Annotated in this window: 19 protein-coding genes; 6 read left to right on the plus strand and 13 right to left on the minus strand. The window is 66.7% G+C overall.

Going from position 1 to position 23454, the window contains the following annotated elements; translation table 11 throughout:
• Window positions 1–400 precede the first annotated feature (400 nt).
• Both FHR84_RS04930 and fabG read left to right on the plus strand, forming a co-directional pair.
• Complete coding sequence (locus tag FHR84_RS04930; protein ID WP_179534191.1) at window positions 401–1717, plus strand: pyridoxal-dependent decarboxylase; 1317 nt, start codon at window positions 401–403, stop codon at window positions 1715–1717.
• Window positions 1718–2034: 317 nt separating this feature from the next.
• Window positions 2035–2742 carry a 3-oxoacyl-ACP reductase FabG gene (fabG, locus tag FHR84_RS04935; protein ID WP_343075166.1) on the plus strand — a complete coding sequence of 236 codons (708 nt, stop codon included), beginning with the start codon at window positions 2035–2037 and terminating at the stop codon, window positions 2740–2742.
• 21 nt (window positions 2743–2763) lie between these two features.
• Here fabG and FHR84_RS04940 read toward each other — a convergent pair whose 3' ends face one another.
• Genes FHR84_RS04940 through FHR84_RS04955 form a run of 4 tightly spaced genes read right to left on the minus strand, consistent with a single transcriptional unit; the run spans window position 2764 to window position 7775 of the window.
• Window positions 2764–4371 carry an aldehyde dehydrogenase family protein gene (locus tag FHR84_RS04940; protein WP_179534192.1) on the minus strand — a complete coding sequence of 536 codons (1608 nt, stop codon included), beginning with the start codon at window positions 4369–4371 and terminating at the stop codon, window positions 2764–2766.
• A gap of 9 nt (window positions 4372–4380) precedes the next feature.
• Entirely contained in the window at window positions 4381–5739 is a 1359-nt protein-coding gene (locus FHR84_RS04945; protein WP_179534193.1) for an acetyl-CoA carboxylase biotin carboxylase subunit, read from the minus strand.
• 3 nt (window positions 5740–5742) lie between these two features.
• Window positions 5743–6228 (minus strand): acetyl-CoA carboxylase biotin carboxyl carrier protein, encoded by a 486-nt coding sequence (locus FHR84_RS04950; protein WP_179534194.1) that lies wholly within the window; start codon window positions 6226–6228, stop codon window positions 5743–5745.
• The gene (locus tag FHR84_RS04955) at window positions 6225–7775 is read right to left on the minus strand and encodes an acetyl-CoA carboxylase carboxyltransferase subunit alpha/beta (protein WP_179534195.1); all 1551 of its coding nucleotides are present in this window, start codon (window positions 7773–7775) and stop codon (window positions 6225–6227) included. The genes FHR84_RS04950 and FHR84_RS04955 overlap by 4 nt, the downstream gene beginning before the upstream one ends.
• Before the next feature lie 350 nt (window positions 7776–8125).
• Between FHR84_RS04955 and FHR84_RS04960 the strand changes: the two genes are divergently transcribed.
• The 3 genes from FHR84_RS04960 to FHR84_RS04970 all read left to right on the plus strand — a co-directional run bounded on the left by FHR84_RS04960 (window position 8126) and on the right by FHR84_RS04970 (window position 12885).
• Window positions 8126–11239, plus strand: a complete 3114-nt coding sequence (locus tag FHR84_RS04960; protein WP_179534196.1) for a beta-ketoacyl synthase N-terminal-like domain-containing protein — start codon at window positions 8126–8128, stop codon at window positions 11237–11239.
• Between the two features lie 111 nt (window positions 11240–11350).
• The gene (locus FHR84_RS04965) at window positions 11351–11893 is read left to right on the plus strand and encodes a hypothetical protein (protein WP_179534197.1); all 543 of its coding nucleotides are present in this window, start codon (window positions 11351–11353) and stop codon (window positions 11891–11893) included.
• Entirely contained in the window at window positions 11893–12885 is a 993-nt protein-coding gene (locus FHR84_RS04970) for an exonuclease domain-containing protein (RefSeq protein WP_179534198.1), read from the plus strand. Before FHR84_RS04965 ends, FHR84_RS04970 begins: the two co-directional genes overlap by 1 nt.
• A 126-nt stretch (window positions 12886–13011) precedes the next feature.
• Here FHR84_RS04970 and FHR84_RS04975 read toward each other — a convergent pair whose 3' ends face one another.
• The 5 genes from FHR84_RS04975 to FHR84_RS04995 form a co-directional block, all read right to left on the minus strand.
• Entirely contained in the window at window positions 13012–13710 is a 699-nt protein-coding gene (locus FHR84_RS04975) for a hypothetical protein (protein WP_179534199.1), read from the minus strand.
• Window positions 13707–14609, minus strand: a complete 903-nt coding sequence (locus FHR84_RS04980) for an ABC transporter ATP-binding protein (protein ID WP_179534200.1) — start codon at window positions 14607–14609, stop codon at window positions 13707–13709. The genes FHR84_RS04975 and FHR84_RS04980 overlap by 4 nt, the downstream gene beginning before the upstream one ends.
• Window positions 14606–14965 (minus strand): GntR family transcriptional regulator, encoded by a 360-nt coding sequence (locus FHR84_RS04985; protein ID WP_017975075.1) that lies wholly within the window; start codon window positions 14963–14965, stop codon window positions 14606–14608. The genes FHR84_RS04980 and FHR84_RS04985 overlap by 4 nt, the downstream gene beginning before the upstream one ends.
• Before the next feature lie 311 nt (window positions 14966–15276).
• Window positions 15277–16038, minus strand: coding sequence for a lipoate--protein ligase family protein (locus FHR84_RS04990; RefSeq protein ID WP_179534201.1), 762 nt, complete (start codon window positions 16036–16038; stop codon window positions 15277–15279).
• 55 nt (window positions 16039–16093) lie between these two features.
• The gene (locus tag FHR84_RS04995; RefSeq protein ID WP_179534426.1) at window positions 16094–17518 is read right to left on the minus strand and encodes an amino acid permease; all 1425 of its coding nucleotides are present in this window, start codon (window positions 17516–17518) and stop codon (window positions 16094–16096) included.
• Window positions 17519–17990: 472 nt separating this feature from the next.
• On the opposite strand from FHR84_RS04995, the gene FHR84_RS05000 reads away from it, so the two are divergent.
• Entirely contained in the window at window positions 17991–18725 is a 735-nt protein-coding gene (locus FHR84_RS05000) for an RNA-guided endonuclease InsQ/TnpB family protein (RefSeq protein ID WP_246300124.1), read from the plus strand.
• On the opposite strand, the gene FHR84_RS05005 is transcribed toward FHR84_RS05000, so the two are convergent.
• From FHR84_RS05005 to FHR84_RS05020, 4 genes are all read right to left on the minus strand, one after another.
• A complete protein-coding gene (locus FHR84_RS05005) occupies window positions 18662–19267 on the minus strand; it encodes an Hsp20/alpha crystallin family protein (protein ID WP_246300125.1) in 606 nt (201 codons plus the stop codon). The two genes, FHR84_RS05000 and FHR84_RS05005, sit on opposite strands and share 64 nt — an antisense overlap.
• A gap of 705 nt (window positions 19268–19972) precedes the next feature.
• Window positions 19973–21457, minus strand: coding sequence for an aldehyde dehydrogenase family protein (locus tag FHR84_RS05010; protein ID WP_179534202.1), 1485 nt, complete (start codon window positions 21455–21457; stop codon window positions 19973–19975).
• 108 nt (window positions 21458–21565) lie between these two features.
• Entirely contained in the window at window positions 21566–21892 is a 327-nt protein-coding gene (locus FHR84_RS05015) for a hypothetical protein (RefSeq protein ID WP_218861970.1), read from the minus strand.
• Between the two features lie 40 nt (window positions 21893–21932).
• On the minus strand, window positions 21933–23453 hold the full coding sequence (locus FHR84_RS05020; RefSeq protein ID WP_179534203.1) for a sodium:solute symporter family protein: 1521 nt from the start codon (window positions 23451–23453) through the stop codon (window positions 21933–21935).
• Window position 23454: the final 1 nt, after the last annotated feature.

Here is a 23454-nt window from a genome sequence, read left to right on the forward strand (position 1 = left end):
GCTTATAGCTGGCTGACACGCCCTCGCGGCCTGTGGCGACCCGTCGGTTCGTCGTTCGGTGTGCCGTGCTGGCGTCGAGCGGTGGTTCGGGGCGTCGCGGAGGCGACGGTCCCGGGAGCTCGTGGTCGGGGAGCGCGTCAGCGTGGTGCAAGAAGTGAGTCAGCCCGAGTGGTTACCCCGGAGGACACCGGTGGACGTGACACCTCGTCGCCGGGCTCCGGTTCGTCGGGAGGAGGACGGGACCGAGGAGTCGCTTTCCCGCGATCGCTCGTTTGGTGGACTTATGACGGACGGAAAAGTCGCTCGCGCTGTTTCGGAGGACCACGACGCGAAGGAGTGTCGGAGCTGTTCATCCGACTTCTCCCTCACCGGAGGCGCGGTCGGTGATCCGGACGAGGTCATGAGCGACCTGTCCGGGGCTCTGAAGGCGCGAGCGCGGTACATGCTCGGGTTCCAGACGAACCAGGACCTCCCCCGCTCACGGGTACTGCACGAGTTTCTCGGGGTTCACGCCAACAACGCCGGGGACCCGTTCGTGGAGGGTGACTACGGCATCAACACGAAACCGGTGGAGCGGGCCGTGCTCGACTACTTCGCCCGCCTGTGGAGCGCGGACTCCTACTGGGGGTACGTGCTCACGCTGGGTGGATCGGAGGGAACGATCCAGGCGCTGTGGAGCGCTCGTGAGCGGCTCGGTGCGAGCAGTTCCGGGCCGGAACCGGTGTTGTTCTACTCGGAGGCCGCTCATTACTCGCTGCCCAAGGTCGCGGGGATGTTGAAGCTGAGCACCTTCGCGGAGTCGGGTAGGCGTGACTATCCCGGAGAGTGCCCCCTGCCGTGGAGCGGCGACGACGCGGAGGTGGGATGGCCCGATGCGGTGCCGGTCGGCCCGGACTCCGCTGTGGACGTCGACGCGCTCGTCCGACTGGTCGGCTTCTTCGTCGAACGCGGACACCCGGTGATCCTCGTTTTCAACTACGGCGCCACGGCCACCGGAGCCTACGACGACGTCGCGGCCGCTTGTCGTGCGTTGCGCCCCTCGTTGTCCGGGAGCACGACCTCGGTGGGCGAAAACGGCGGTGCCGGATACTGGGTCCACGTGGACGGCGCCTTCGGGGCCGGATTCATGCCGTATGTGGAGACGGGGTACCGGCAGGGACGATCCGAGCGCTGCGGGCCGCTGTTCGACTTCCGCGTCGAGGAGGTCACCTCGATCGTGTGCAGCGGGCACAAGTATCTGGGGGCGCCCTGGCCGTGCGGTGTCTATCTGACCCGGAACGGGGGTTCCGGTGCTTCGGAACCGACCATAGTGGGATCTCCGGACAGCACCCTCGGAGGATCCCGCAACGCGTTGGCCCCGGTCTTCCTCTGGTACGCCCTCGCGAGGGCCTCCGAAGAGGAGAGAGTGACCTCGGCGCTGCGCTGTCTGGAGGTGGCCGACTACGCGGAACGTCGTCTGCGGGAGCTCGACGAGGAGATGCTCCTGCGGGACGGGCGGGGACTCGAGGTCACCCGGCCGCCGGTGTCGCTCAGTGTGCAGTTCCGGCGGCCCGGCGGTGGTGTCATGGACAGGTACGCGCTTCCCGGATTCGCGGATACCGGGGTTTCCGAGCGGCGACGTACTCACCTCTACGTGCTTCCGCACGTGACGGAAGGGTTGATCGACGAGCTCGTCGAGGACCTGCGGGCGCGTGGTAGCTCCGCGGGAACCGAGTAGCACCGTGTCGCGCTGCTGCGCCGATCAGTCTCGATCGCAGGCCTCGTGGTCGTGGTGGTCCGTGCGCTGGGGTCCGTGATGGGCGTGGCCTGGACGGAGCGGTGTGGGCTCGTTTGCGTGCGGACCTGTTCGGTCGGATACTGCGCGTACCCGAGGCGAGATTGGGGAGCACCGGGAAGCCGATCCTGTGCCCAGGAGTCCAGACAAGGACGTGTCCGTGTGTCTGCGAGGTCGTGGTGGAATCGGTGAACGACGATGGAGGAAGCTCCGAAGGTACCCCGGTAAAAGGAGTGGGCACGGGGAAACGTCCCTTGGCGGTGGTGACAGGGGGCTCCGGTGGGATCGGGAGCGCGATCGCGGGCACGCTCGCCCGGGACGGCTGCGACGTCGCGTTCACCTACAACCGCAACGAGGAGTGCGCCGTCGACACGACCAGAGTCGTCGAGGAATACGGCGTGGAGGCGGTGGCACTGCGCTGCGATGTCTCCTCGGAAGAGGACGTCGGCTGGTTACGCGATTCCGTGCACCGAGCGCTCGGCCCCGTTACCGTGGTGGTCAACAACGCGGGAATCCTACGGGACCGTCGACTGGAACGAATGACGGACGAGGAGTGGACGAGTGTGCTCGCCACGAATCTGGACGGTGTCTTCCGGGTGTGCAGGGCGTTCGTGCCCGATCTCGTGTCAAGGGGGGTCGGGGCGATCGTGAACGTCTCCTCGCTCTGTGCCGCGTTGGGCAATGTGGGGCAGACTAACTACGCGGCCTCGAAGGCGGGGTTGGAGGGGTTCACTCGCTCGTTGGCGAAGGAGTTGGCACGTCACCGGATTCGGGTGAATTCGGTGGCCCCCGGATTCGTTCGGACGGCTCGCACCGCCGACTACGAAGAGCAGTGGCGGGACCGCGTTCCACTGCGTCGCTTCGGGGAACCCGAGGAGGTCGCCGAGCTGGTAGCGTTCCTCGTCTCGAAACGAGCTCGTTACATCACGGGGCAGAACATCGGAATCGACGGAGGCCTGCGGTTCTGAACTCCTGTCGCGGGTGGGTGTTCACGTGTGGGTGCGGAGCTCTTCGTCCATCTCCACCGCTTGAAGGTGACAGGTTTTGAGAACGAGGTAGTGCGCTTCACCGTAGACACCGCAGGAAAGTCCGGTACCTCCGTGGGTGGGGAGGAAGGGGGTGAAATTGATGTGTGAACGGTTCACTTTTATTAGGGCGCCGTTGTGCACCCCACGTACGAAACGCTCCGCGACCGAGCGGCTGCGTGTCCACACCGAGTTCCGCAGACCGTAGCTGTTGTCATTGACGAACCCGATCATTTCTTCCAGCATTTCCGCTTCGTCGTTGTCGTGGGGAATGGCGAGAACGAGCAGTGGCCGAAAGGTCTCCTCGCGCACCGTGGATAAGCAGCTCGCGCGGTCCAACCCGTTGACACGCGTGATTGTCGGCTCCAGGAAGGTGCCGTGCGGGTCCGGTGCACCGGTGACGTCGAGGCGCTCTCCCCCCACGAGTACCTCGCCGTCCTCTTCAGGTGCTTCAGCGCGATCAGTCCGCGAGTGCTCTGCGGGAACCGGAGTCAACACGGTTTCCTCGTCCTCGGGATAGCCGGGGCGCATCCGACGCATTCGTGGAATGAGCGCGCGGGTCAGACTCGGCAGTGCACGGGGGTGGACCACTGCTTTGTTGGGGGCTATGCACAGTTGCCCTGAAGCCCAGAAGGCTTCGCACAGTGTGTCGGCGACTCGTTCGACATCGGCGTCGTGCCAGACGAGAACGGTGTCGTTACCGGACAGCTCCAGCAGAGCCTTTTTCCCGCGCTTCAGGCATTCCGCCTGTAAACGGAGCCCCTTTTCGCTGCCGCCCTGGTAGAAGATGTCGTTGACGCACGGCTCGTCCAGCCAAGCCCGCAGGGCCTCGCCCGGGGAGGCACAGCAGAAGTTGACCAATTCGTCGGGGCCACCGAGTTCGCGTAGCGCGGGAACGACGATCTCCCTGAGCAGTAACGTGGTGCTCAGTGGAGCGCTGCGAGGGATGCGGACCACGACTCCGTTGCCCGCCATGAGCGAGTAGAGCACCGCCATCGTCGTGCTGAAGCAGGGAGCGTTCGCCGGGGGATCGACGCACACGACCCCGTCCGGCTGATACTGAAGAAACCCATGTCCCGACTCCAGGGCGATCTCGGTGCGTCCGAGCTCCCGGTAGAAGGAGCACGATTCCGCGTCGAACAGGCGTGTGAGCGTGTTCAACTGCCAATCCGCGATCCTGCCCGGACACCCTTCGGAGATCAGCAGCCTGCGCAGTCGTTGCCGGGCGTGGATCAACCTGGCGCGGAATGTCGGCCCCAGGAGGAAACAGGTTTCCCGATCACGACGTACCCAGGATGGTGCGGCGGTGGCGGCGGAGCGTGCCGCCGCACGCATGTCCTCGTAGCCGACGACCGCGCATTTGCCGAGCAACGGTTCCGACACGGCCGAAGGCGTTTCCTCCGCGGTGAGTTCGCCGCGTTCGAGTTTCGTGGCCGTTTCCGGAGCGTCGATCCACAGCCGTGCCGCCGCGACGCGTCGCCACTCCCGTCCTCGACGGTCCTCTCCGCCGATCCTGGCGAGGTATTCGGGAACTTGGTTCTCGGTTCGCACACGTGGGTTCGTGTCCGCCACGGAGACTCCTTACAGGCCGTTGTTGTCTCCCGATTCGATTCGGGGCAGGCAGTCCAGGTCGTGCGCGGCCTCGCGGAAGGAGGAGTCGTCGAGCACGGCTTCGAGAGCGGAAACATTGGTCTGTACCCCGGAGCAGGAGAATTCCCCCAGAGCCGTCCTCAACCTGGAGACGGCCATCAGTCTGTCGGTGCCCCAGGCGATGATCTTCGCGAGCAACGGATCGTAGTGTGGTGACACGCGCGTTCCGGTCTCCAACCAGGTATCAACCCGCACACCGGGACCGGAGGGGAGACGGAGTTCCTCGATATGACCTGCACTGGCACGCCACCCGTCCTCAGGGGACTCGGCCGTTATTCGAGCTTCCACGGCATGACCGCTGGGAGAAAGCTCGTGCTGCGCGAACGGTAGCGCCGAACCGGCCGCTTCGGAGATCATCGAGACCGCGAGGTCGTAGCCGGTCCACATTTCGGTGACAGGATGTTCGACCTGAATACGCGGGTTGACCTCGGTGCAGTAGCAGGTCCCGTTCCTGTCGACGAGGAATTCGACGGTGGCGACGTTGCGCAGACCGACCGTTTCGGCCAGACGTAGTCCGCTGTTTCTCAGGGCCGAGCGCGTCCGTTCCGAAAGCGCCGGAGCAGGAGCCTCCTCGATGAGCTTTCGATTCCCACGTTGGATCGAGCAGTCGCGTTCGCCGAGGTGAACGGTGTGCCCGTATCGGTCGGAGATCAACTGTATTTCGACGTGACGTACCCCGGAAACGTGTTTTTCGAGGTATACTCGTTCGTCGCCGAAGGCGGTGCACGCTGTTGCCGTGACCTCGTCGAACGCTTCGTCGAGCTGGCTCCTGTCGTCCACTTTTCTGATTCCCCTGCCGCCTCCACCGGCAGCTGCCTTGAGCAGCACTGGATAGCCGACCCTCTCCGCCTCCGCGGCGGCGTCATCCGGGTCCCGCAGGGCGTGGTCGCTTCCCGGCAACGTCGGGACGTCGGCGTTCGCCATCGCCGTGCGCGCGGCGATTTTGTCCCCGCACAGTGCCAGCACCTCGCTGTTCGGTCCGATGAAGGTCAGTTCGGTTTGCTCGCACGCCCGTGCCAGTTCCGGGGACTCGGCGAGTGAACCGTACCCCGGATGGACCGCGTCCGCGCCGCTGTGAGCGCACGCGTACAGCACGTTGGGCACGGATCCGTAGCTCAGTGCCCTGTCGGGCGGGCCTAAACAGAAGGTGTCGTCGGCGAGCAGGGTGGCCCGAGTTCCCGCGTCCGCGGTCGAGTGCGCCACTACGCTGTGCGTTCCCAATGTGCGGCAGGCCCTGACGAGCCTTACCGCTATCTCTCCGCGATCACAGACGAGCACGCGCCTGAACATGTGCTAGGTCTCCTTTCCGGAGAGTTCTTCCGGAACGACCGTCATCAGTTTTTCCTCGTACTCGACCACCTGCCCGTCCGTCGCGTGAACCTCGTCGATCCGTCCTTCGCAACCCGCCGTAACAGGGGTGAACGTTTTCATCGCCTCGATCAATCCGACCCGGGTGTCGGTCTTCACCGGATCCTCACACTCGACGAAGGGGCGTTCACCAGGAGAAGGGCGGCTGCGGAAAACGCCCACGAGCGGAGCACGAACCTCGACGCGATCGGACTCCGCGGGTGGGATTTGAGCAGGATTCGTTCGAGGGTGCTCCGCCCCGGATCCTCTGTGCAGTTCCAACTCGAACAGAGCCGTCCTCAAATGGAGTTCGTCGCAAGAGGAGTTCTCGAACGTGGTCAGCACGCTCCTCACCAGGCTTACTACCTCCGAGTGATTCGTGTCGTTGCTGAGCTCGTACTCTTGCTCGGTGTTCCGTTTCCCGTTCGTCATCGGGAGGCCTCTTCCTGCCGGTCTGCCGTGGAGGAGGCGGTGAAGCACCATTCGGCCCCCAGAGTTCGGAGTCTGCTCGTCCGCCCGCGCACCAGTTCGGAGGTCGCCATCGAGTCATGAGCGGTCAGCTGTGCCACGATCCGTGAGCGAAGCATCCTCGTGGCTTTCTCCGGGGCGGAGTCGGCTCCTTCCGGAGGTTCCGGAACCACTTCGTCGATGAGCCCGTGCTCGCTTAGCTCTTCCGCCGTCAATCCGAGGTTGCGGGCGGCTTCGGAGGCGCGCGAGCCGTCGCCGTGTAGCAGAGCCGCGGCACCTTCCGGGCTGATCACGGAGAACACCGAGTTGCTTTGCATGAGCAGCCTGTCACCGACGCAGAAAGCGAGTCCTCCACCGCTGCCTCCCTCGCCCGTGATCACGCATATCACGGGTACCGGCAGTCGTGCGGCGGTGATCATGGTTTCGGCTATGGCCTCGGACTGGTTTTCCTCCTCGGACTCCACCCCGGGGTAGGCGCCGGGCGTATCCACGAGCGTGACCACGGGGAGGTTCCACCTGCCGGCCAGCCGCATGACGCGAGTCGCCTTCCGATATCCCGAAGGGCGAGCCATCCCCCGGTTGTGTTCGTGCGCGCTTTCACCACGTCTGTGGGCGATGAGCGCGACACGGTGCTGGGCGATTCTGCCCACTCCTGTCAGAACTGCGGAATCGTCCCCGGACACGCGGTCACCACGAAGTTCGGTGAAGTCGTCCGTCATGCGGGCCACGTGATCCCAGGGGCGAGGCCGTCGGGGGCTGCGCGCGGCGACTACCGCTTCCCAGGGGTCCCGCCGTTCGTGTACCCCTGCCCCCGTCCCGTCCTCCACCGTCGTGTCGTGTTCCTCGTGAGGGCGGGGGCCGGCCGAAGTCATCGCGACCAGTTTCCGCAGTGTCGGCGCGAGTCGTTCGCGGGAGCTGGTCGCGTCCACGTGACCGTGATCGAGTAGGAACTCGGCTGTCTGGAAATCCTCGGGAAGTCGCTGTCCGACGGTCCCCTCGATGACCTGACGGCCGGTGAAGCCGGCCCGCGCGCCGTGCTCGGCGAGCACAACGTCTCCGGCACTGGAGAAGGAGACGGCCACACCGCCGAAGACCGGATCTGTGAGCACACTTATGTAGGGAACGCCCACCTCACGCAACCGCGCTACAGTAGCAGCGGTCTTCGCGCCCTGGAGGAGGGCGAATCCACCTTCCTGCACTCGTCCTCCACCGGAGGCCGAGACGGTAATCAGTGGGTGCCCCCTCCCGATCGCGAGGTCGGCAGCACGGACGAATTTCTCCCCCACGACCACCCCCATCGTTCCGCCGAGGAAGTCGAAGTCCAGTACCAGCAGTACGACCGGTTGTCCTCCGAGAGCCGCCGTGCCGAACACGGCCGCCTCGAAGCGCCCGGTGGAGTTCCTGGCCTCGTGAAGGCGTCGTCCGTAGGGTCGCCGGTCCACGAACCCCAATGGATCTCCACCGAACATCCTGGTTTCGTGCTCGACGAAGCTGCCCGGATCGCTCAGCATGGCTATCCGATCGGACGCCCCGACCCGCTCGTATCGTCCACACTCGGTGCAGACGCCGGGAGCGGACCGGGAACGCCGTGTGCTCACCCAGGCGCCACAGCTTGAGCAACGCTGCCACTGGGCTGACAGCGCTCCGATCTGGGACAGCAGCCCTCGTTCCATTTCACTGTCCGTCCGAATTGGGATCACAGTGTGTTCCGAACTGCGTACACCGGATGCGAATCAGATACTAGAAGTGACATCGCGACAGCGCACTGTGGCAGCGCGTCCTGTTCTCCCAGGAGCACGTGACCGTGCCGTTGCCGACGCATCGATCACGCAGGAGAGCGGGCCGGGGACTGGTGGTGGAGATGACTTACGACACGGACGTCGAACCGATAGCGGTCGTGGGTCTGGGGTGCAGGTTGCCCGGCTCGCACGGTCCGCATATTTTTTGGCGCTCCCTCTTGCGTGGTGAGGAAGCCGTCGGCGAGCCGAACGACCGGTCCCGCGGCCTGAGTTCCCTGGGAGCGGGTGACCCGCTCACCCGCTCCGCACCGACCCGTCGTATGGGCTGGTTGGAGGGGGTCGACGAGTTCGACGCCGACTTCTTCGGGATCGGCGGGAAGGAAGCGCTCAAAATGGATCCGCAGCAGCGGATCCTGCTGCAGACCACTTGGGAGTCGCTCGAGGACGCGGGGATCCCACCGGGTGATTTGGCGGGAGGCAGTACGGGAGTGTTCACCACCGAGGTGTACTCCGGTTACTGGGACCTGCTGGCTCGCGACGGCAACGCGGACATGTACACCGTGCTCGGGGCTTCGTGCCACGGAGGGGCGAGTGGACGTGTCTCCTACACACTCGATCTGCGTGGTCCGAGCCTCACCCTGGACACGGCCTGTTCGTCGGGACTCGTCGCCGTTCAGTTGGCGTGCCGAAGCCTGCGTGCCGGGGAGTCCACGACCGCGCTGGCCAGCGGAACCCAACTCGTTCTGACTTCCGCGGAGAATATTGCCTACCAACGCAGCGGTGTGCTTTCCGATGAGGGGAAAAGCAGGTTCGCCGACGTCGACTCGGACGGCTTCGTCCGGGGTGAGGGGTGTGTCTCCGTGGTGCTCAAGACGGCCACGGCAGCGTGGCGCGACGGTGATCGCGTCTACGCTCTCATCAGAGGGGTCTCGGTGGGAAACGACGGCAGGGCCGGTCCGAACATGGTGGCCCCTGCCGAGGAACCCCAGCGACGTCTGCTGCGTGAGGCCTATGCGAACGCCGGTCTGTCCCCCGCTGACGTGGATTTTTTCGAAACGCACGGGGCAGGGCCGCCGACAGGCGACGCGATCGAGCTCTCCGCGCTGGCTTCCGTGCTCAACGAAGCCGGCCCGCGCGCAGAACCCTGTCTGATCGGTTCGAACAAACCCAACTTCGGGCACAGTGAGTGTGTGTCCGGATTGACCAGCCTGATCAAGGCCGCGCTCTCATTGTACCACGGCGTGGTCCCTCCCACGGTGAACCATCGTTCGCCCGGAGCGGGAATTCCCTGGAGTGAGCTGCCGGTGCGTGTTCCGACAGGGGTCAGTCCGTTGCCGGGACACGGTCGTCGACATGTGGCGGGAGTGAGCGCGTTCGGGGTGACTGGTACCGGAGCGCACGTCGTGCTCACCTCGGTGGACCGCGACGTGAGCACCGGCGGTGAGGAGCCCACGGACGGTCCTCATCCACTGCCGTTGTCCGCGCGCTGTCCGGACGCGCTGCGTGCCCGGGCAGCCTCGCTCGCCGACTTCCTCGAGCGGAGTCCGAACACGCGGATGGTGGATGTGTGCCACACAGCCTCGGTCAGGCGGGACCACCACTCGCCGTGCCGCCGGTGCCTTCTGGTCCGAGACGGGGAAACGACCATCGAACGCCTGCGTGAAGTGAGCTCGGAAAGTGATGACCGGCTCGTCCGGTCGGATTCGCGCGTAGTGTACGTGTTCTCCGGAGAAGTGGATTTTTCAGCGGAAGAACTCCGTCGTCTGGGTGACAGGTTCCCGGCCTTCGGGGCGGCGGTATGGCTGCGTGCTCGTTCGCTGCGCGAAAGTCTCGGGTGCTCTCCGCTGGATGGAGTGTCGAATCTCGAGGAGGTTCTCTCCGCCGAGAGTTCAGCGTCCGCCCACCGGGTCGTCGAACTCGCACTGCTCGACCTGTGGAGGAGTTTCGGAATCGGACCCGACGTGGTGATCGGAGAAGGACGGGGACAACCGGCCGCTCTCGTGGCGGCCGGGATACGTACGTTCGAGGAAGTTATGTCTCGGGAGTTCGACGACGGTGGTTTTTCGGAAGTCACCGGCAACGAAGGGGTTCCCTGCGTACTGACCCGGTCCGCCGCCGAAACCGGAAGGGAACTCGATCGGTTCGGTACTCCTCCTGAGCCGGGGCATCAGGAGAGGGCGGCGAACACGGTCCGCCGGTTGGTGTTGGACGTGTCAGCGCTGGCTCCCCGGGAGACTTCGCCGTGGTCGGGCGGAGGAGTTCCCGCGCCGGAAGTGGATGATCCGGTGGCGAGTGTGCTCGAGGCTCTGGCGGGGTTCTACGAGGCCGGGCGTGAGGTGAGCTGGCTCGGTGCGGCCCCGAGGGGAAACGTCCTCAGTTTGCCGACTTATCCGTGGCGGAGAACGCGGTTCTGGGCCCCTACGACGGGGATGGCGAGCACGCGTTCCCACCCGGTCTTGGCGGATCAAGGTCGGGAACGACGAAGAGTGGAGTGGTCGGGGACGTTGCCGTTGGGTGCCGACGGGGAGCGAGGAATTCGCAACCACGTCCGTCCGACCAGCGGCGAGATCGTCGACATCCTGGCGACGGTTTCCGAGCGCGCTGCCACGGGCGACCGCTCCTTTCTGAGCGACATCGTCCCGTGGTCATGCGGGAACGCGGTGTTCACCGCTTCGTGGATTCGTGCGCTGGCAGAGTTGACGGGACCGGGGCGCTGGGAGTTGGATCTCTCGGCCGCTGTCGGTGATGGCTCCTGGGGCAGGGTAGCCACCGCCAGCGCCGAGGCGTTTCGCTACAGCACTCCGGTCGAGCGGGGCGATTTCTCCGAAGCTTCCCCACTCGACACAAATGGGCTGCTCGCTTTCATGCGCGATGACGCGGGGGGTGAGGATGTTCGGGGCCGCTTTCTGCGTGCGGAGCGGAAGGACCGGGCCGCTCGTTTCACCCTGGAATCAGGTACCGATTCCGAACGAGGTTGTGTTCTCGGCCCATCGGTGATGGACACGGTGTTGAGGTTGGTGCCCGTTGTTTTCGAAGGGACGAAACCAACCGCTGGACACACCGTTCATCGGATCGAGCGGGCGACGTTCCACGCCACGGCGGGTGAGTGTGTGTTGTGTGAGGTCCGGGTCTACGAGTGGAGCGGAAACTCGATGCGGGTGGATCTGCTCTTCAGCGACCCTTCGGAGAGGCCGTTGGCGGAGCTGACGGGGGTTCGGATCGCTCCGTGGCAGTGACAAGAGGTTCGTGGGAGCGGAAGGCGCGCTCGATCCTGTCGGGCCGGAGTTGTAACGTCGCGGGGCCACGTTTCGACGAACGGCACGGTGTGCCCGCTCCCCGGAGGACCGATGATCGACCCCGAACGCACCTGCTGCGTGGTGGATGCTTTGGAGGACAAGGTGATTCTGTGGCACGTCCACACGGGTGCGGACCTCGGCATGTCGCGGATGACGGGGGCCTGGACGGTCGCCACGGACGATCCGGACACGGTAGCGCTGCTGGTCACACGACGTCGCGCGCTGGTCACCTCCCGGGGCGTCGCGGAGCTGGAACGCCTGGAAGTCCCGGTCGTCGAACACATCGACCCCGAAGGAACGCTCGATAACATCGAGCTGGTCAGGGACGAGCTGCAGAGCCACTACGAACGCCATCCGAACCGGCGAACGCTCGTCGCCCCGAGCTGGCCCCGCCTCCCAGAGCCGATCGACGTGCGACGTCCGCCCACTGTCGCCACGGAGGCCCCGAAGGGGGCCGCGCTCGCGGTGGCGCGCTGGTTGGCCGGGGTGGCCACCACGTGGGAACGAATCGAGAGCGAGCGCCTCGTCCGCAAGTACATGCCGGGTGGCCCCGAGCGTCGCGTGGCCCCTCTTGCCGTTCGGGAGAGGTCGTGATGCGGGGACTCGATTTCGTCGCCTTCGACGTGGAGACCGCCAACTCGCGACGCGGCTCCGTCTGCGCCATCGGTGTGGCCGTGGTACGCGACGGGCGGATCGCGGGTACGCACTCCTGGCTGTGCCGGCCGCCCGAACCACTCGACCACTTCGAGCCGCACAACATCGCCATCCACGGGATCACTCCCGATCACGTGGCCGGGGAACCGTCGTTCCGGCACAGGCTGGGCGAGGCGCTCGACGTGATCGGTGATCAGCCCGTGGTGGCGCACAACGCGGCCTTCGACACGGCGGCGGTGCGGGAGGGCTGCGACGCGGAGGGGCTGATGTGGCCCACGCTGCGGTACGGCTGCACTCTCGTGTGGTCGCGGCGCGAGTTGAAGGGCCTGGCCAACCACAGGCTGCCCACGGTGGCCGAGGCGCTCGACGTTCCGCTCGAACGGCACCACGAGGCCGCCGCGGACGCCGAAGTGTGTGCCGGGATCCTGGTGAAGCTGGCCGGCCAACGGGGCATCCGGACGGTCGAGGACTTCGCGACCGCGACGGGAACCAGGCTCGGTTTCGTCGGAACCGACACGTGGCAGGGGTGTCGAACGGTCTCCGGCGGGCGCGGTGGCGGTGGTGGTTTCCGGGAGGAGCTGACCGTGCCCACGGTCAACACCGCTGCCGATCCCGACCACCCGCTCTGCGGCGGGGTCGTGGTGGTCACCGGTTCCCTGTCCGTGTCCCGGCAGCGGGTCTGGGACCTCGCGGCCGAGTGCGGGGCGACGCCGAACAAGGACGTCACCAAGCGCAGCACGCACCTCGTCGTCGGTGACGGTTTCACCGGTGACCTCTCGGCGGGGTTCACCACGGGCAAGGTGGCCAAGGCGCTGCGGCGTCGGGAGAAGGGGCAACGTCTCGAGATCCTCACCGAGGAGGAGTTCACGGCCCTGGTCACCGGTCAGCGGAAACCGTCGGTCCCCGGGGTCGATCCGAGCGCGTCGATGTGATCGTGATTCCACCCCAGGGCGGGGGAGCGGTCACGGTGTTCCACCGACGGCACCGGATCGCGTGGCTCGTCCCCCGCCGGGGACGTGGGAGGAGCGCCCACGGAGGGGGACGGACGACCGGCCGGCTCAGGGAGTGGCCCGCCGCAGGGTCAGGTACCCCACCGCGGCGATCACTGCCGCCAGCGCCAGCGGATAGCCACCGAGCAGTGCCACCGGAGGCTGTTCGACGAAGAAGCGCCCGATCGAGGGCCACCATTCCTGCCAGGTCGCAGCGACCGCGAGCGCTCCGGCCAGCAGCCCGGCTCCGAAAACCACCGTGTACACCCCGGGCTGCCCCCAGCGCTTGAACACGATGCCCACCCACACGCCGATGAACGAGAGGAACAGGAACGGGACCGTGTAGGTGAGAAGCTGTGCCGGGGCGTTGTCCTGGGGAAGGAACGGCAGCGCGAAGAACTGGAGTCGCAGCCCCCACCCCGAGGTGGCCCGTTCGATCAGATTCAGCAGGTACAGCAGCACCCCGTAGCCGATCGACTGCCCCACCACGACCAGGGCGGTGGCTCCGAAGAAGGTTCGCCGGGTGACGCTGAGCCCCGCCGCGAAGGGGAAGACCTGGGTGATGGTCTGCAGGTGCACGGCCAGCATGACGCAGTAGATCGACATCAGGGCCCCGGTGATCCGTTCCCCGCCGGGGGAGGGTTCGCTCATCACGCCGTAGAGCGCCATGTTGACCAGGAACACTGCTGCCAGCACGAGCAGCGGCATCCCCAGGACCGCGAACTTGTTGACGAGCTGGATACGGACGACTTTGAACAGGCGTGTCATCGGCGCGTTCCCTTGTTGTTCGTGGCACCGGACGCGGTGCGTTCGTCGGCTGCCTGCTGGGTGGTTCGTACGACGAGCTGCTGCAGCGAGACCGGTTCCACGTGCAGGTCGTCCGGGCTGTGCTCGGGAGCGGCTCCGCTCAGGGTCACGCGGAGGAACCCGCCGAGCTGTTCCCGGTGCAGTTCGGAGTGACCGGCCGCGAACTCCTCGACGGCCCGTGCGGGGCCGGTGACCGTGACGGCGCGTGAACGCAGGCTCTCGGCGTCCTCGTCGAGCAGGACCTGGCCGGCGTCGATCAGCGTGACGTGCTCGATCAGATCGCTGACCTCGTCGATGAGATGCGTGGACAGCACGATGGTGCGCGGGTTCTCGGCGTAGTCGGCCAGCAGCAGGTCGTAGAACCGTTGCCGGGCCACCGCGTCCAGCCCCAGGTAGGGTTCGTCGAAGAAGGTCAGCGGGGCGCGGGAGGCGAGCCCGATGATGACGCCGAGCGCGGACAGCTGCCCCCGGGACAGTTTCTTGATGCGCCGCTTGAGCGGGAGTTCGAATTCCTCGACCAGCGAATCGGCGAAATCCGGGTCCCAGTTCTCGTAGAGCAGGCTCGCCGCGGTCAGCGCGTGGTGCACCGAGAACATTTCCGGGTACTTCTGGGACTCCTTGACGAAGCAGACGTGGCTGAGCACGTCGGCGTTCTCGTAGGGGCGCTGCCCGAACACCTCGACGCTTCCCGAGCTCTCGAACCCCTGGCCGGTCAGGATGCGCATGATCGTCGTCTTGCCCGCTCCGTTGCGTCCGAGCAGCCCGTGGATCCGGTTCTCGGCGAAGTTCAGCGAGACGTCGTCGAGCGCGACCACGTTTCCGTACTTCTTGTTCACTCCGCGCATGCTGACCGCTGTCATGTTTCGTCGCTCCAGGCGTCGATCATCTTTTTCAGGTCCTCGGCGTCCATTCCCAGCTTGTGCGCCTCGCCGAGCAGCGGGGCGATGAACTTCTCCCCGAATGTCTGCCTGCGCCGTTCGAGTAGCTGGTCGCGCGCCCCGCTGGCCACGAACATCCCGATTCCTCTCCGCTTGTAGAGCACCCCGTCGGTTACCAGCTTGTTGATGCCGTTGGCCGCCGTGGCCGGGTTTATCCGATGGAACGCGGCGAGTTCGTTGGTCGAGGGCGCCCGTGTCTCCTCGGGCAGTGAGCCGTCGATGACCGAGCTTTCGACCTGCTCGGCTATCTGGAGGAACAGCGGGCGGCCGTCGTCCATCACGTCCACCACCGTCGTCCGAACCGGTTGCTTGGTTCATTAGTCATGTGGGTAACCATGACAGTATGGTACATGGAAGTCAAACCTTCCAGCGCACGGCCGGACACGAGCGGAGGGGGACTCCCCCGTCTCGGGTGGGCAGCAGGGGAGATGAGGGTGGGACCGGAACGGGCGTTCGGTACGCGACCGGGCACGAAACGTCCGATCACGGAACTCGGAGGACTCCGGAAGGAACCGACGGGACGCCCGGGCGCACCGGGTTCGCGGTGTCGGCCGGCGGGAACGGTGGATCTCCCGGCGGGACCGCTGCTCTAGCTCGCCGCGGCCCTCAGGCGGTGCTCGTCGAGCAGCTTGCCGGTGTCGTCGAGGAGGTCGTTGTCGACGCCGGTGGGCACCAGTCCGAAACGCTCGTCGTAGGCGGTGATCACGGCCTCTTCGAGCTCGTCGAGGGCGACGTTCGGTGCCTCCTCACGGACGGACCCCACCGACTCCGGGTCGAAAGGCAGGTCGAGGCGGCGATAGACCTCGGTCAACACCGGCCTCAGCAGCTCGGCGTCGTCCACGACGGCTACCGCGCTGAACAGCCAGGCCCCCCGGATCATTCGCTGGGCGGTTCCGACGAGTTTGACCCGGCCCCCGGCGTTCACGCTGTGCTCTCCGGGGCAGTACTCGCCGGGGACCGCGCCGATGCGGGCGTCCACGCCCTGCTGGCGCAGCACCTCCGCCCACAGTTCGGCGTAACCGCGGAAGCGTTCGTCCATGCCGGCCAGGAATCCGGGGTCCTGCCCGACGTGGTCGACGACCAGGGAGCTGGTGGTGTAGGCCACGGCACGGCCACCCGGCGCGCGCACCACCGGGGTGAAGCCGGCTTCGTGGACGGCGCGGAGCGCGGAGTCGAATCCGGGCCGCAGGGTGTCCCGCCTGCCGAAGGCGACCACGGGAGCGCTCGGTCGGTACACCCGAACAGCGGGGGCGGCCTCTCCGCGTCCGACGCGGCGCACCAGCGCGTGCGCGAGACCGACTTCCGTCGCTTGGTCGTCGGTCGTCTCGAGCGCTCCGCGCAGCAGGTTCACGTTTCAGCATCCTACTGGTTGCGGGGGGCGGGTCGTTATCGTGGAGCCGCTCGGCTCACCGGGTGTCGTCCCGGCAGACGGAGTGCTCGGTGCCGGTGGGGGTGCGTTGCCCACGCGGGGTGGTGGTTCGGGGGAGTCCGAACAACCACACCGCTCCCAGCAGTGCCCAGCCGCCGAGGATGATCCACTCGGACGGCCAGTCGAGTCCGCTGGGCATGCCGGGCAGGAACAGCACGGCCAGTCCGAGGCTGAGCATCAGGGCCAGCCCGCCGACGGTCCTTCCGCAGCGGACCCGGAAGGGACGGGGCATGTCCGGCTCGCGGTATCGCAGCACCAGGAAGCTGGTCGAAACCATCAGGTAGGCGACGACGACGGCGAACCCGCCCGCATCGATCAACCAGGTGAGCATCTTTTCGCCGAACAGCGGGGCGATCAGGGAGAGCCCACCGACGAACAGGATCGCGTTGCTCGGCGTGTCGAATCGTGGATGGATCTTGCCGAACCAGCTCGGCAGCATTCCCGAGGAGGCCATGGCGTGCACCAGTCTGCTCGCTCCGAGCAGGAAGCCGTTCCAACTGGTGAGGATTCCGGCTACGCCGCCGAGCACGAGCAGGGTTCCCATCGTTCGGCTGTTCCACAGCGCGTTCATGCCGTCTCCGGCCGCGAGTTCGGACCGGGCGAGGGCCTCGGGCGGGAGCCCGGAACCGACCGTGAGCACGATCAGCACGTACCAGGCCGTGGCCGCGCAGGTCGCGAGCACGAGCAGTTTGCCGATGCGTCGGAAGGGCAGTCCGATCTCACCCGCGGACTGGGGAATCACGTCGAACCCGACGAACAGGAACGGTACGGCCACCAGCACACTCAGGACACCGGATGGAGCCGCGGAGACCAGCGGGCGCATGTTCGCGAGGTCACCGCCGAGGAAGGAACCGAGCAGCAGGGTGGCACCGACCGCGAGCAGGAACAGGACGGCGAGGCTCTGGAACACGGCGGCCGGGCGCACCCCGATGTAGTTGACGGTGGTCATCACCGTGGCTCCGAGGACGCCCACGCCCGTCCAGGTGGCGAACACGTCTTCCCCGGCCACCGACCACAGCGGACCCGCGGGCAGTTCGGGGAAGACGTAGCTCAGGCTTTGCGGCAGGGCCACGGCTTCGAAGGCGACCACCGAGACGTAGCCGAGCACCAGCATCCACGAGGTGACGAAGGCGGGCCGTGTCCCGAGCGCGCGCAGCACGTAATTGTGCTCGCCGCCTGCGTGCGGCATGGCCGAGACCAGTTCGGCGTAGGTCAGTCCGACGAGACCGACGACGACACCGCCGATCAGGAAGGCCGCGGAGGCCCCCAGCGTTCCCGCTCGGGTGATGAAATCCCCGGTCCTGACGATCCAGCCGAAACCGATCATGGCTCCGAACGCGATCACGAGCACGTCCCATCGGCCGAGCACGCGCGCGAAGGAGCGCTCCCCGCCGTCGATCATGGCCTCTCCCGCCGGTAACCGTCTTCGGGGCTTTCCGGGCACGGGGACATCCTGATCCCGCTCGTACGGACAGGCCAGCACCGAAACGGATGACAGCAGCGGGCAGCGGTCGGTGAGGAAGAGTGATTCCGCGGGATCCGGCATCGCGGAGGACGATCGGTGTATCGCTCGTTTCGAATCATTCGGGTCTGTCTGCCGGGATGATTCGGTTCCGGAATCGGGAAGGAATTCTGCGGGAACTCGTGAGCGTGTTGCGTCGATCGCGGTGGGGGCGGTTCGCTCCGAGGACGTGGAGCCGACGAGACGACGTGCTCGGTGGCGGGCGAGCTACTGCTCGCGGGGAGAGCGCGAGCCGTGGTCGCTGGTGCGCGGTCCGGGACGACCGAGCAGACGGTGGGAGTCTGCGCGGTCGACCAGTAGCTAATCGGCGCGAGCTCCGGCCGCCGGGCCGGAGTGAGCCGATCAGGAGTGCTTGTGGTCGGGTACGTCACGCAGGGCGCCGCTGGTTTTCCACGTACTGCCGGACGATGCGCAGCGGCGCCCCGTCGCACGAGGTGGCGAAGACCGCGCCAAGGCGCGTAAGCGTCTGGCGCGTCGACACGCCGAAGTCGCCGACACCCGGGCCGACTGGCCGCACAAAGAGTCCACACGGTTGATCCGGGAGAACCGACTGATCACCGTGGAAGACCTGGCAGCGTCCGGGCTCGCCCGCACCCGCCCGGCGAAGTCCGTGCAGGACGCCTCGTGGGGTCGATTCCGGCGGATCCTGTCGGAAAAGGCCCACCGATACGGGCGCGAGCTGGTCGTCGTCGACCGGTGGCTATCGACCAGCCGAACGTGCTCCGAGTGCGGACGCATCGACGGGCCGAAACCGCTAAGCGTTCGGGAGTGGAGCTGCCCGTGCGGCGCGGCCCACGACCGCGACGCCGCCAACATCCTCGCCGCCGGGCGGGCGGAGAGGCGAAACGCCTGTGGAGACCGGGGAAGACCCCACACGGGGGGCAGAGGTCGCCGAAGCAGGAAGCAGCGGAACCCCGCGAGGGGACACCGCTCCGCACGCGGCTGGGGTCGCGTCGGAATCCCCGCCGTGAACGGCGGGGAGCACGTCAACTGCTGCCGTGTGCGGAACGCGAGTGGGATCGGTCAGGCGGACTCCACGGAGACCCGCCGAGGATGCTCCTCGGCGTGCTCCGTGGTGTGCGCGTGAATGCTCAGCGTTCCGTCGCTCATGCTCGCGGTGACGCTGTCCTCGTCCAGTCCGGAGGGCAGGGTCACCTCACGGTAGAAAACCCGTCCGGCGCTGATCCCCGAAACGGTCATCATGACCCGTCGCCGCAGGCCCACGTCCACTTCGCCCGCCGTGACGCCGGGAAGCGAGACGTCGATCTCCACGTCGCCCGCGGGGGTCACCGAAGTGTTCGCCGTCGGTTCCCAGGAATTCTCCGGGGGAGTCTCGGAGGGGAGGTCCTGTCCCATGAGCCACTGCTGCTTCTGACGCAGCGGCTTGGAGCGAGTTTGCCGGAGTTTCTCGCTGTGCCTGGCTTCCCACTGTTCCGGGAGAACTGAGCGGGGTGCTTCGTCGAGTGGTTGCTGTTCGTGCTTCGGATGATCGACCGTCGTCGTTCTGCCTCGCTTCATGTCGCGCAGCAGCAACGCCAGGGACGCGACCAACGGCCGGATCGGATTGCTCAATCCCACCATCTCCCAGGACCCGCGTGTCGAGTTGTTCGAGGACAACCCGGTTATCATGAAACAATGTAACTATACTGATCTGTATAGCAAAGGGCGCGTTCCGGACAACACGTGCGGCGGCGCGAAGTGTCCTCCGTGAGCCGTTTCGGACGGGACCGGAGGGCACTCACATCGCCGGAAGTGGAGCCGAAGCCCCACAACTGTTGAGCCGTTCGGGTGATCTTGAATCGGAGGCTCCCGTCCTGAACGCGCTCACGGTTACGCAGGACTCGTGCACGAGACAGACGGGTTTGTCCCATTCAACGGATTCCGTTGCCCGTATTTCATCACGCATCAGGGACGTCTCGTGTGGCAGGGGGGTCTACTCGGCGCTGCTTCCGGAAGCGGGGTGCCGGCCGGGGAAACCCCCGGCGCGCGGCGGGTGTTCTCCCCGGAGGAGCGGGTGACGGTGCGCGGTCGAGGTCCCCGGATGAGTAGCGGATTCGTCCGCTTCGCCGAGCCGGCCGCGTCCGGCCGAACCGCGCGGGTTCGGCCGGACGGGGGCCGGTGCGGGACTTTCCGCGTTGCGGGTGGAAACCACCTGTTCCGAGGGGCGGACCGACTGGCGAGATCGGACTCCGCGCTGTCGCCTACTCGGCGCCGTTGTTTTTCGGAAACGGTTGATTTTCGGGGGAGCAGGCCACGGCAGTAAATTTTTCCCTCGGGTGTGCACCTGAACCGGTGAAGATTCGCCGTGATCTCGCTGAAGCCCGCGAAGCGAGTTCACAGCGGCCGCTGCCGCCGGGAGTGCTGCACGCTGACCCAGTGGTCCGTGGTGAACTCCTCGATCGCCCACTCGCCGCCGAACCGGCCGATGCCGGAGGCCTTCTCCCCACCGAACGCCGTGTTCGGTTCGTCGTTGATCGTGGTGTCGTTGATGTGGGTCATCCCCGCGCGCACCCGCAGGGCGAACCGGAGCCCACGCTCCCCGTTGCGGGTGAAGACACCGCTGGACAGGCCGTATTCCGTGTCGTTGGCCAGCTGCAGGGCGTGTTCCTCGTCCTCGGCGCGCACGATGGTGGCGACGGGGCCGAACACTTCCTCGGCGGCCGTGGGGGTTTCGTTGTTCCCGGTGAGCACGTGGGGCGGCAGCACCTGCCCGGTCGGCCCTCCCGGCTCCCCGGAGCACAGCGTTTTCGCGCCCTCGGAACTCGCCCGGGACAGCTTGTCCAGCACGGAATCGAGTTGGCGGGCGTTGATGACCGGGCCGATGCTGGTGCCGGGGTCGGAGGGATCGCCGCAACGCAGCTGTTCGGCCCGTGCTCTCATCCGTTCGGCCACCTCGTTGTGCACGTCCCGGTGTGCGATCACCCGGTTGGTGGCCATGCAGACCTGTCCCTGGTGGAAGAAGGATCCGAACATCGCCGCGTCCACGGCCTGCTCGAGGTCGGCGTCGTCGAGCACGACCAGCGGACCGTTGCCGCCGAGCTCGAGGCCGAGTTTCTTGAGCGGCGCCTTCCGGGCGAGGTCGCGTCCCACCTCGGTGGAGCCGGTGAAGGAGACGACGGGGGAGCGGGGATCGGTGACCAGCGGGTCACCGATTTCACCGCTCTCGCCGACGAGCACGTTGAGCACTCCCTCCGGGAGGCCGGCCTCCTGGTAGATCCCGGCCAGGAGCAGGCCTCCGGTCACCGGTGTGTCACCCGCCGGCTTGAGGACCACAGCGTTGCCGACGGCCAGTGCGGGGGCCACCGAGCGATTGGACAGCTGCATCGGGAAGTTCCACGGGCTGATCACGGCCACGGTGCCGACCGGCTGCCGGTACACCCGGTTCTCCTTGCCCTCGATGAGGGCTGCGGGAAGGAGCCTGCCCTCCACGTGGGCGGGGTAGGAAGCCGCTTCGAGCATGACGGCGCGCACCGCCATCCATTCCCACTCCGCTCGGGAGCGGATGGCGCCAGCCTCCGCGACCAGCCAGTCGATGATCTCCTGTTTGCGGCGCGACATGATCTCGGCGGCCCGGACGAACACCTCCGCCCGTTCCGAGGCCGTAGCCGCCGCCCACTCTCCCCGGGCTCGTTCGGATGCCCGGTAGGCGGCGTCCACGTCCGTGGCGTCGGCCTGGGTGATCTCGGTGAGCCGCCCCCCGGTGTACGGGTTCACGTCGGTGTTGACCGAGCCCGCCTTCCCGGGGCGCCACCGCCCGTCGACGGGCATCCGGTCGAAACCGCTGTAGGCGGGAGGGGGTGACTGCGTGTCGGTGCTCATGGCCGCTCCTTCCGGAAGAGGGGCTTGGTGACCCTCGGATACCCGTTGAGGCGCTCGTGGTCACTTCGCTCCTCCGGGACGAAGCGCCTTTCGTCATCGGCCGTGGGCCTACTGCTCCTGCCGTGTCCGAGTGCTCCCGTGGGCGGCGGGCTCGGGGGTCTCGGAGGACCGTGCCCTGTCACGCAGCAGGGCGCGCAGACCGAAGGTGCCCGCCAGCCCGAGAAGTGAGACGAGGATCAGAAAGACCAGTCCCGCGCGCGTGGATCCGGTCAGGTCGACTATCGCGGCGATTCCCATGGGACCGAAGCCACCGCCGAGGTTGCCGATGCCGTTGATCGCGCCGATCCCGGCCGCTGCCGCCGCGCCGGTCAGGAAGCGCGGCACGAGTCCCCACCAGGCGGTACCGCCCTTCGGGCCGGTAGGGAATCGCGACACCAGCCGTCAGGATGACAGCGCGTGCTGCTGCCCGGGGGGCTCATCCGGAGTGGACCTCGCCGGGAGCGCGCTGTTCGGAGCCCACGCCGGACCTGTGTTCGGTGCGGCCCCGCCGGTGGGGCAGCGAACCGAGCACGCAGATTCCGAGATTGAGCACGAGACCGAGCATTCCGCCGTGGATTCCGCAGACCGCGTCGACCCCGGCGATGGCCAGCCCGCCCGCGAGGAGGACGCCGGACAGCATTCCCCAGAAGACGGGTCCTGCCGCGAGACGTTTCCAGTACAGTCCCACCACGAAGGCCGGTGCCAGCTGTATCAGCAACTCGATCTTGAGCGTGAATATCTCGACCAGCGTGCTCGGCGGGTTCCAGGCGAGCAGCAGAATGCCGGACACGGCGACCACGCCCACGGCTTTGCCCACTCGCACCTGGTGTCGCGGGGTGGCGTCCGGTCGTATGTAACGGGCGTAGACGTTGGTGGACACGATCGAGGAAAAGCTCAGCAACGCCGAGTCGGCCGTGGACACGACGGCAGCCACGACACCGCCGAACAGCAGGATCATCATGACGTAGAAGAAGACGTTCAGCCCGGCGACCTCGTTGGCGATCACGCCCACGAGCCGTTCGGAGTCCTGAGCGGACAGGTCCGGGAAGAGCTCGAGCCCGAGCAGCCCGATCGCGAACACCGCACCGGCGGTGAGCAGTGGCATCCACACCATGGGCAGCAGGGAGCGCTTCAGGGTCCGTGCGCTGCGTGCCGCGTACACGCGCTGTATCGCGTGCGGATACATCGCGATCCCGATGCCGACCATGAGGACCATCGACACCCAGTTGACCGAATCGGCCGTGGACGGAACGGCCATGGCCTCCGGGTGCTCGGCCAGCACGGTGGGGCCACCACCCCGGGGGAGGTCGTTGACGAGGACAACGGCTCCCGCCAGCAGGGTTCCGACCCCCAGCAGCAGTGCGACCCCCTGCATGATGTCGGTCATGGCGACCGCGCGCATCCCCCCGCTCCACGAGTAGGCGAGCATGACGATCACGAACGCGGTCACGCCCACCTGGTAGGGGATCGTGCTCCCGGTCAGGCCGGTGATCGCCTGGCCCATGGCGATGAGCTGCTCCAGCAGGTAGTTCGCCAGCGCCCACAGCATCAACAGCGCGGCGAGCACGGTGAGCGGAGTGGAACCGAAGCGGTGACTCACCCAGTCCGTGGGGGTCACGAAGGAGTGCTCCTTCGCGATCACGTACATGCGGGGAGCGAACAGCAGGTATCCCGCCACGATCATGCTGAAGAACGTCACGGACTGCCACCAGGCGAAACCCTCGCGGAAGGCCTGCGGTGCGTAGCCGATCACCGTGTTGCCGCTGTACTGCGTGGCGTACAGCGTGAAGAACAGGGTGATCACGCCGAGGTTGCCGCCCGCGAGGTAGTGGTCCTTCGGGCTCCGTTTCGCCCCGGAACCGCCACGCCCGGCGAAAAACCCGATGATCAGCATCAGCGCGGCGTAGGACGCCAGGACGAGCACGCCCGATCGGCCGCTGAAGTTCAGCGTGTCCATG

This window comes from Actinopolyspora biskrensis (assembly GCF_013408175.1).
Taxonomy (GTDB): domain Bacteria; phylum Actinomycetota; class Actinomycetes; order Mycobacteriales; family Pseudonocardiaceae; genus Actinopolyspora; species Actinopolyspora biskrensis.

Bases quoted from the DNA above. Each gene is read 5' to 3' on its own strand.
- FHR84_RS04930 (WP_179534191.1), top strand. From the start codon at position 401: ATGAGCGACCTGTCCGGGGCTCTGAAGGCGCGAGCGCGGTACATGCTC.
- FHR84_RS04945 (WP_179534193.1), bottom strand. From the start codon at position 5,739: ATGTTCAGGCGCGTGCTCGTCTGTGATCGCGGAGAGATAGCGGTAAGG.
- FHR84_RS04950 (WP_179534194.1), bottom strand. From the start codon at position 6,228: ATGACGAACGGGAAACGGAACACCGAGCAAGAGTACGAGCTCAGCAAC.
- FHR84_RS04955 (WP_179534195.1), bottom strand. From the start codon at position 7,775: ATGCTGAGCGATCCGGGCAGCTTCGTCGAGCACGAAACCAGGATGTTC.
- FHR84_RS04960 (WP_179534196.1), top strand. From the start codon at position 8,126: ATGACTTACGACACGGACGTCGAACCGATAGCGGTCGTGGGTCTGGGG.
- FHR84_RS04965 (WP_179534197.1), top strand. From the start codon at position 11,351: ATGATCGACCCCGAACGCACCTGCTGCGTGGTGGATGCTTTGGAGGAC.
- FHR84_RS04970 (WP_179534198.1), top strand. From the start codon at position 11,893: ATGCGGGGACTCGATTTCGTCGCCTTCGACGTGGAGACCGCCAACTCG.
- FHR84_RS04975 (WP_179534199.1), bottom strand. From the start codon at position 13,710: ATGACACGCCTGTTCAAAGTCGTCCGTATCCAGCTCGTCAACAAGTTC.
- FHR84_RS04980 (WP_179534200.1), bottom strand. From the start codon at position 14,609: ATGACAGCGGTCAGCATGCGCGGAGTGAACAAGAAGTACGGAAACGTG.
- FHR84_RS04985 (WP_017975075.1), bottom strand. From the start codon at position 14,965: ATGGACGACGGCCGCCCGCTGTTCCTCCAGATAGCCGAGCAGGTCGAA.
- FHR84_RS04995 (WP_179534426.1), bottom strand. From the start codon at position 17,518: ATGATCGACGGCGGGGAGCGCTCCTTCGCGCGCGTGCTCGGCCGATGG.
- FHR84_RS05005 (WP_246300125.1), bottom strand. From the start codon at position 19,267: ATGATAACCGGGTTGTCCTCGAACAACTCGACACGCGGGTCCTGGGAG.
- FHR84_RS05010 (WP_179534202.1), bottom strand. From the start codon at position 21,457: ATGAGCACCGACACGCAGTCACCCCCTCCCGCCTACAGCGGTTTCGAC.
- FHR84_RS05020 (WP_179534203.1), bottom strand. From the start codon at position 23,453: ATGGACACGCTGAACTTCAGCGGCCGATCGGGCGTGCTCGTCCTGGCG.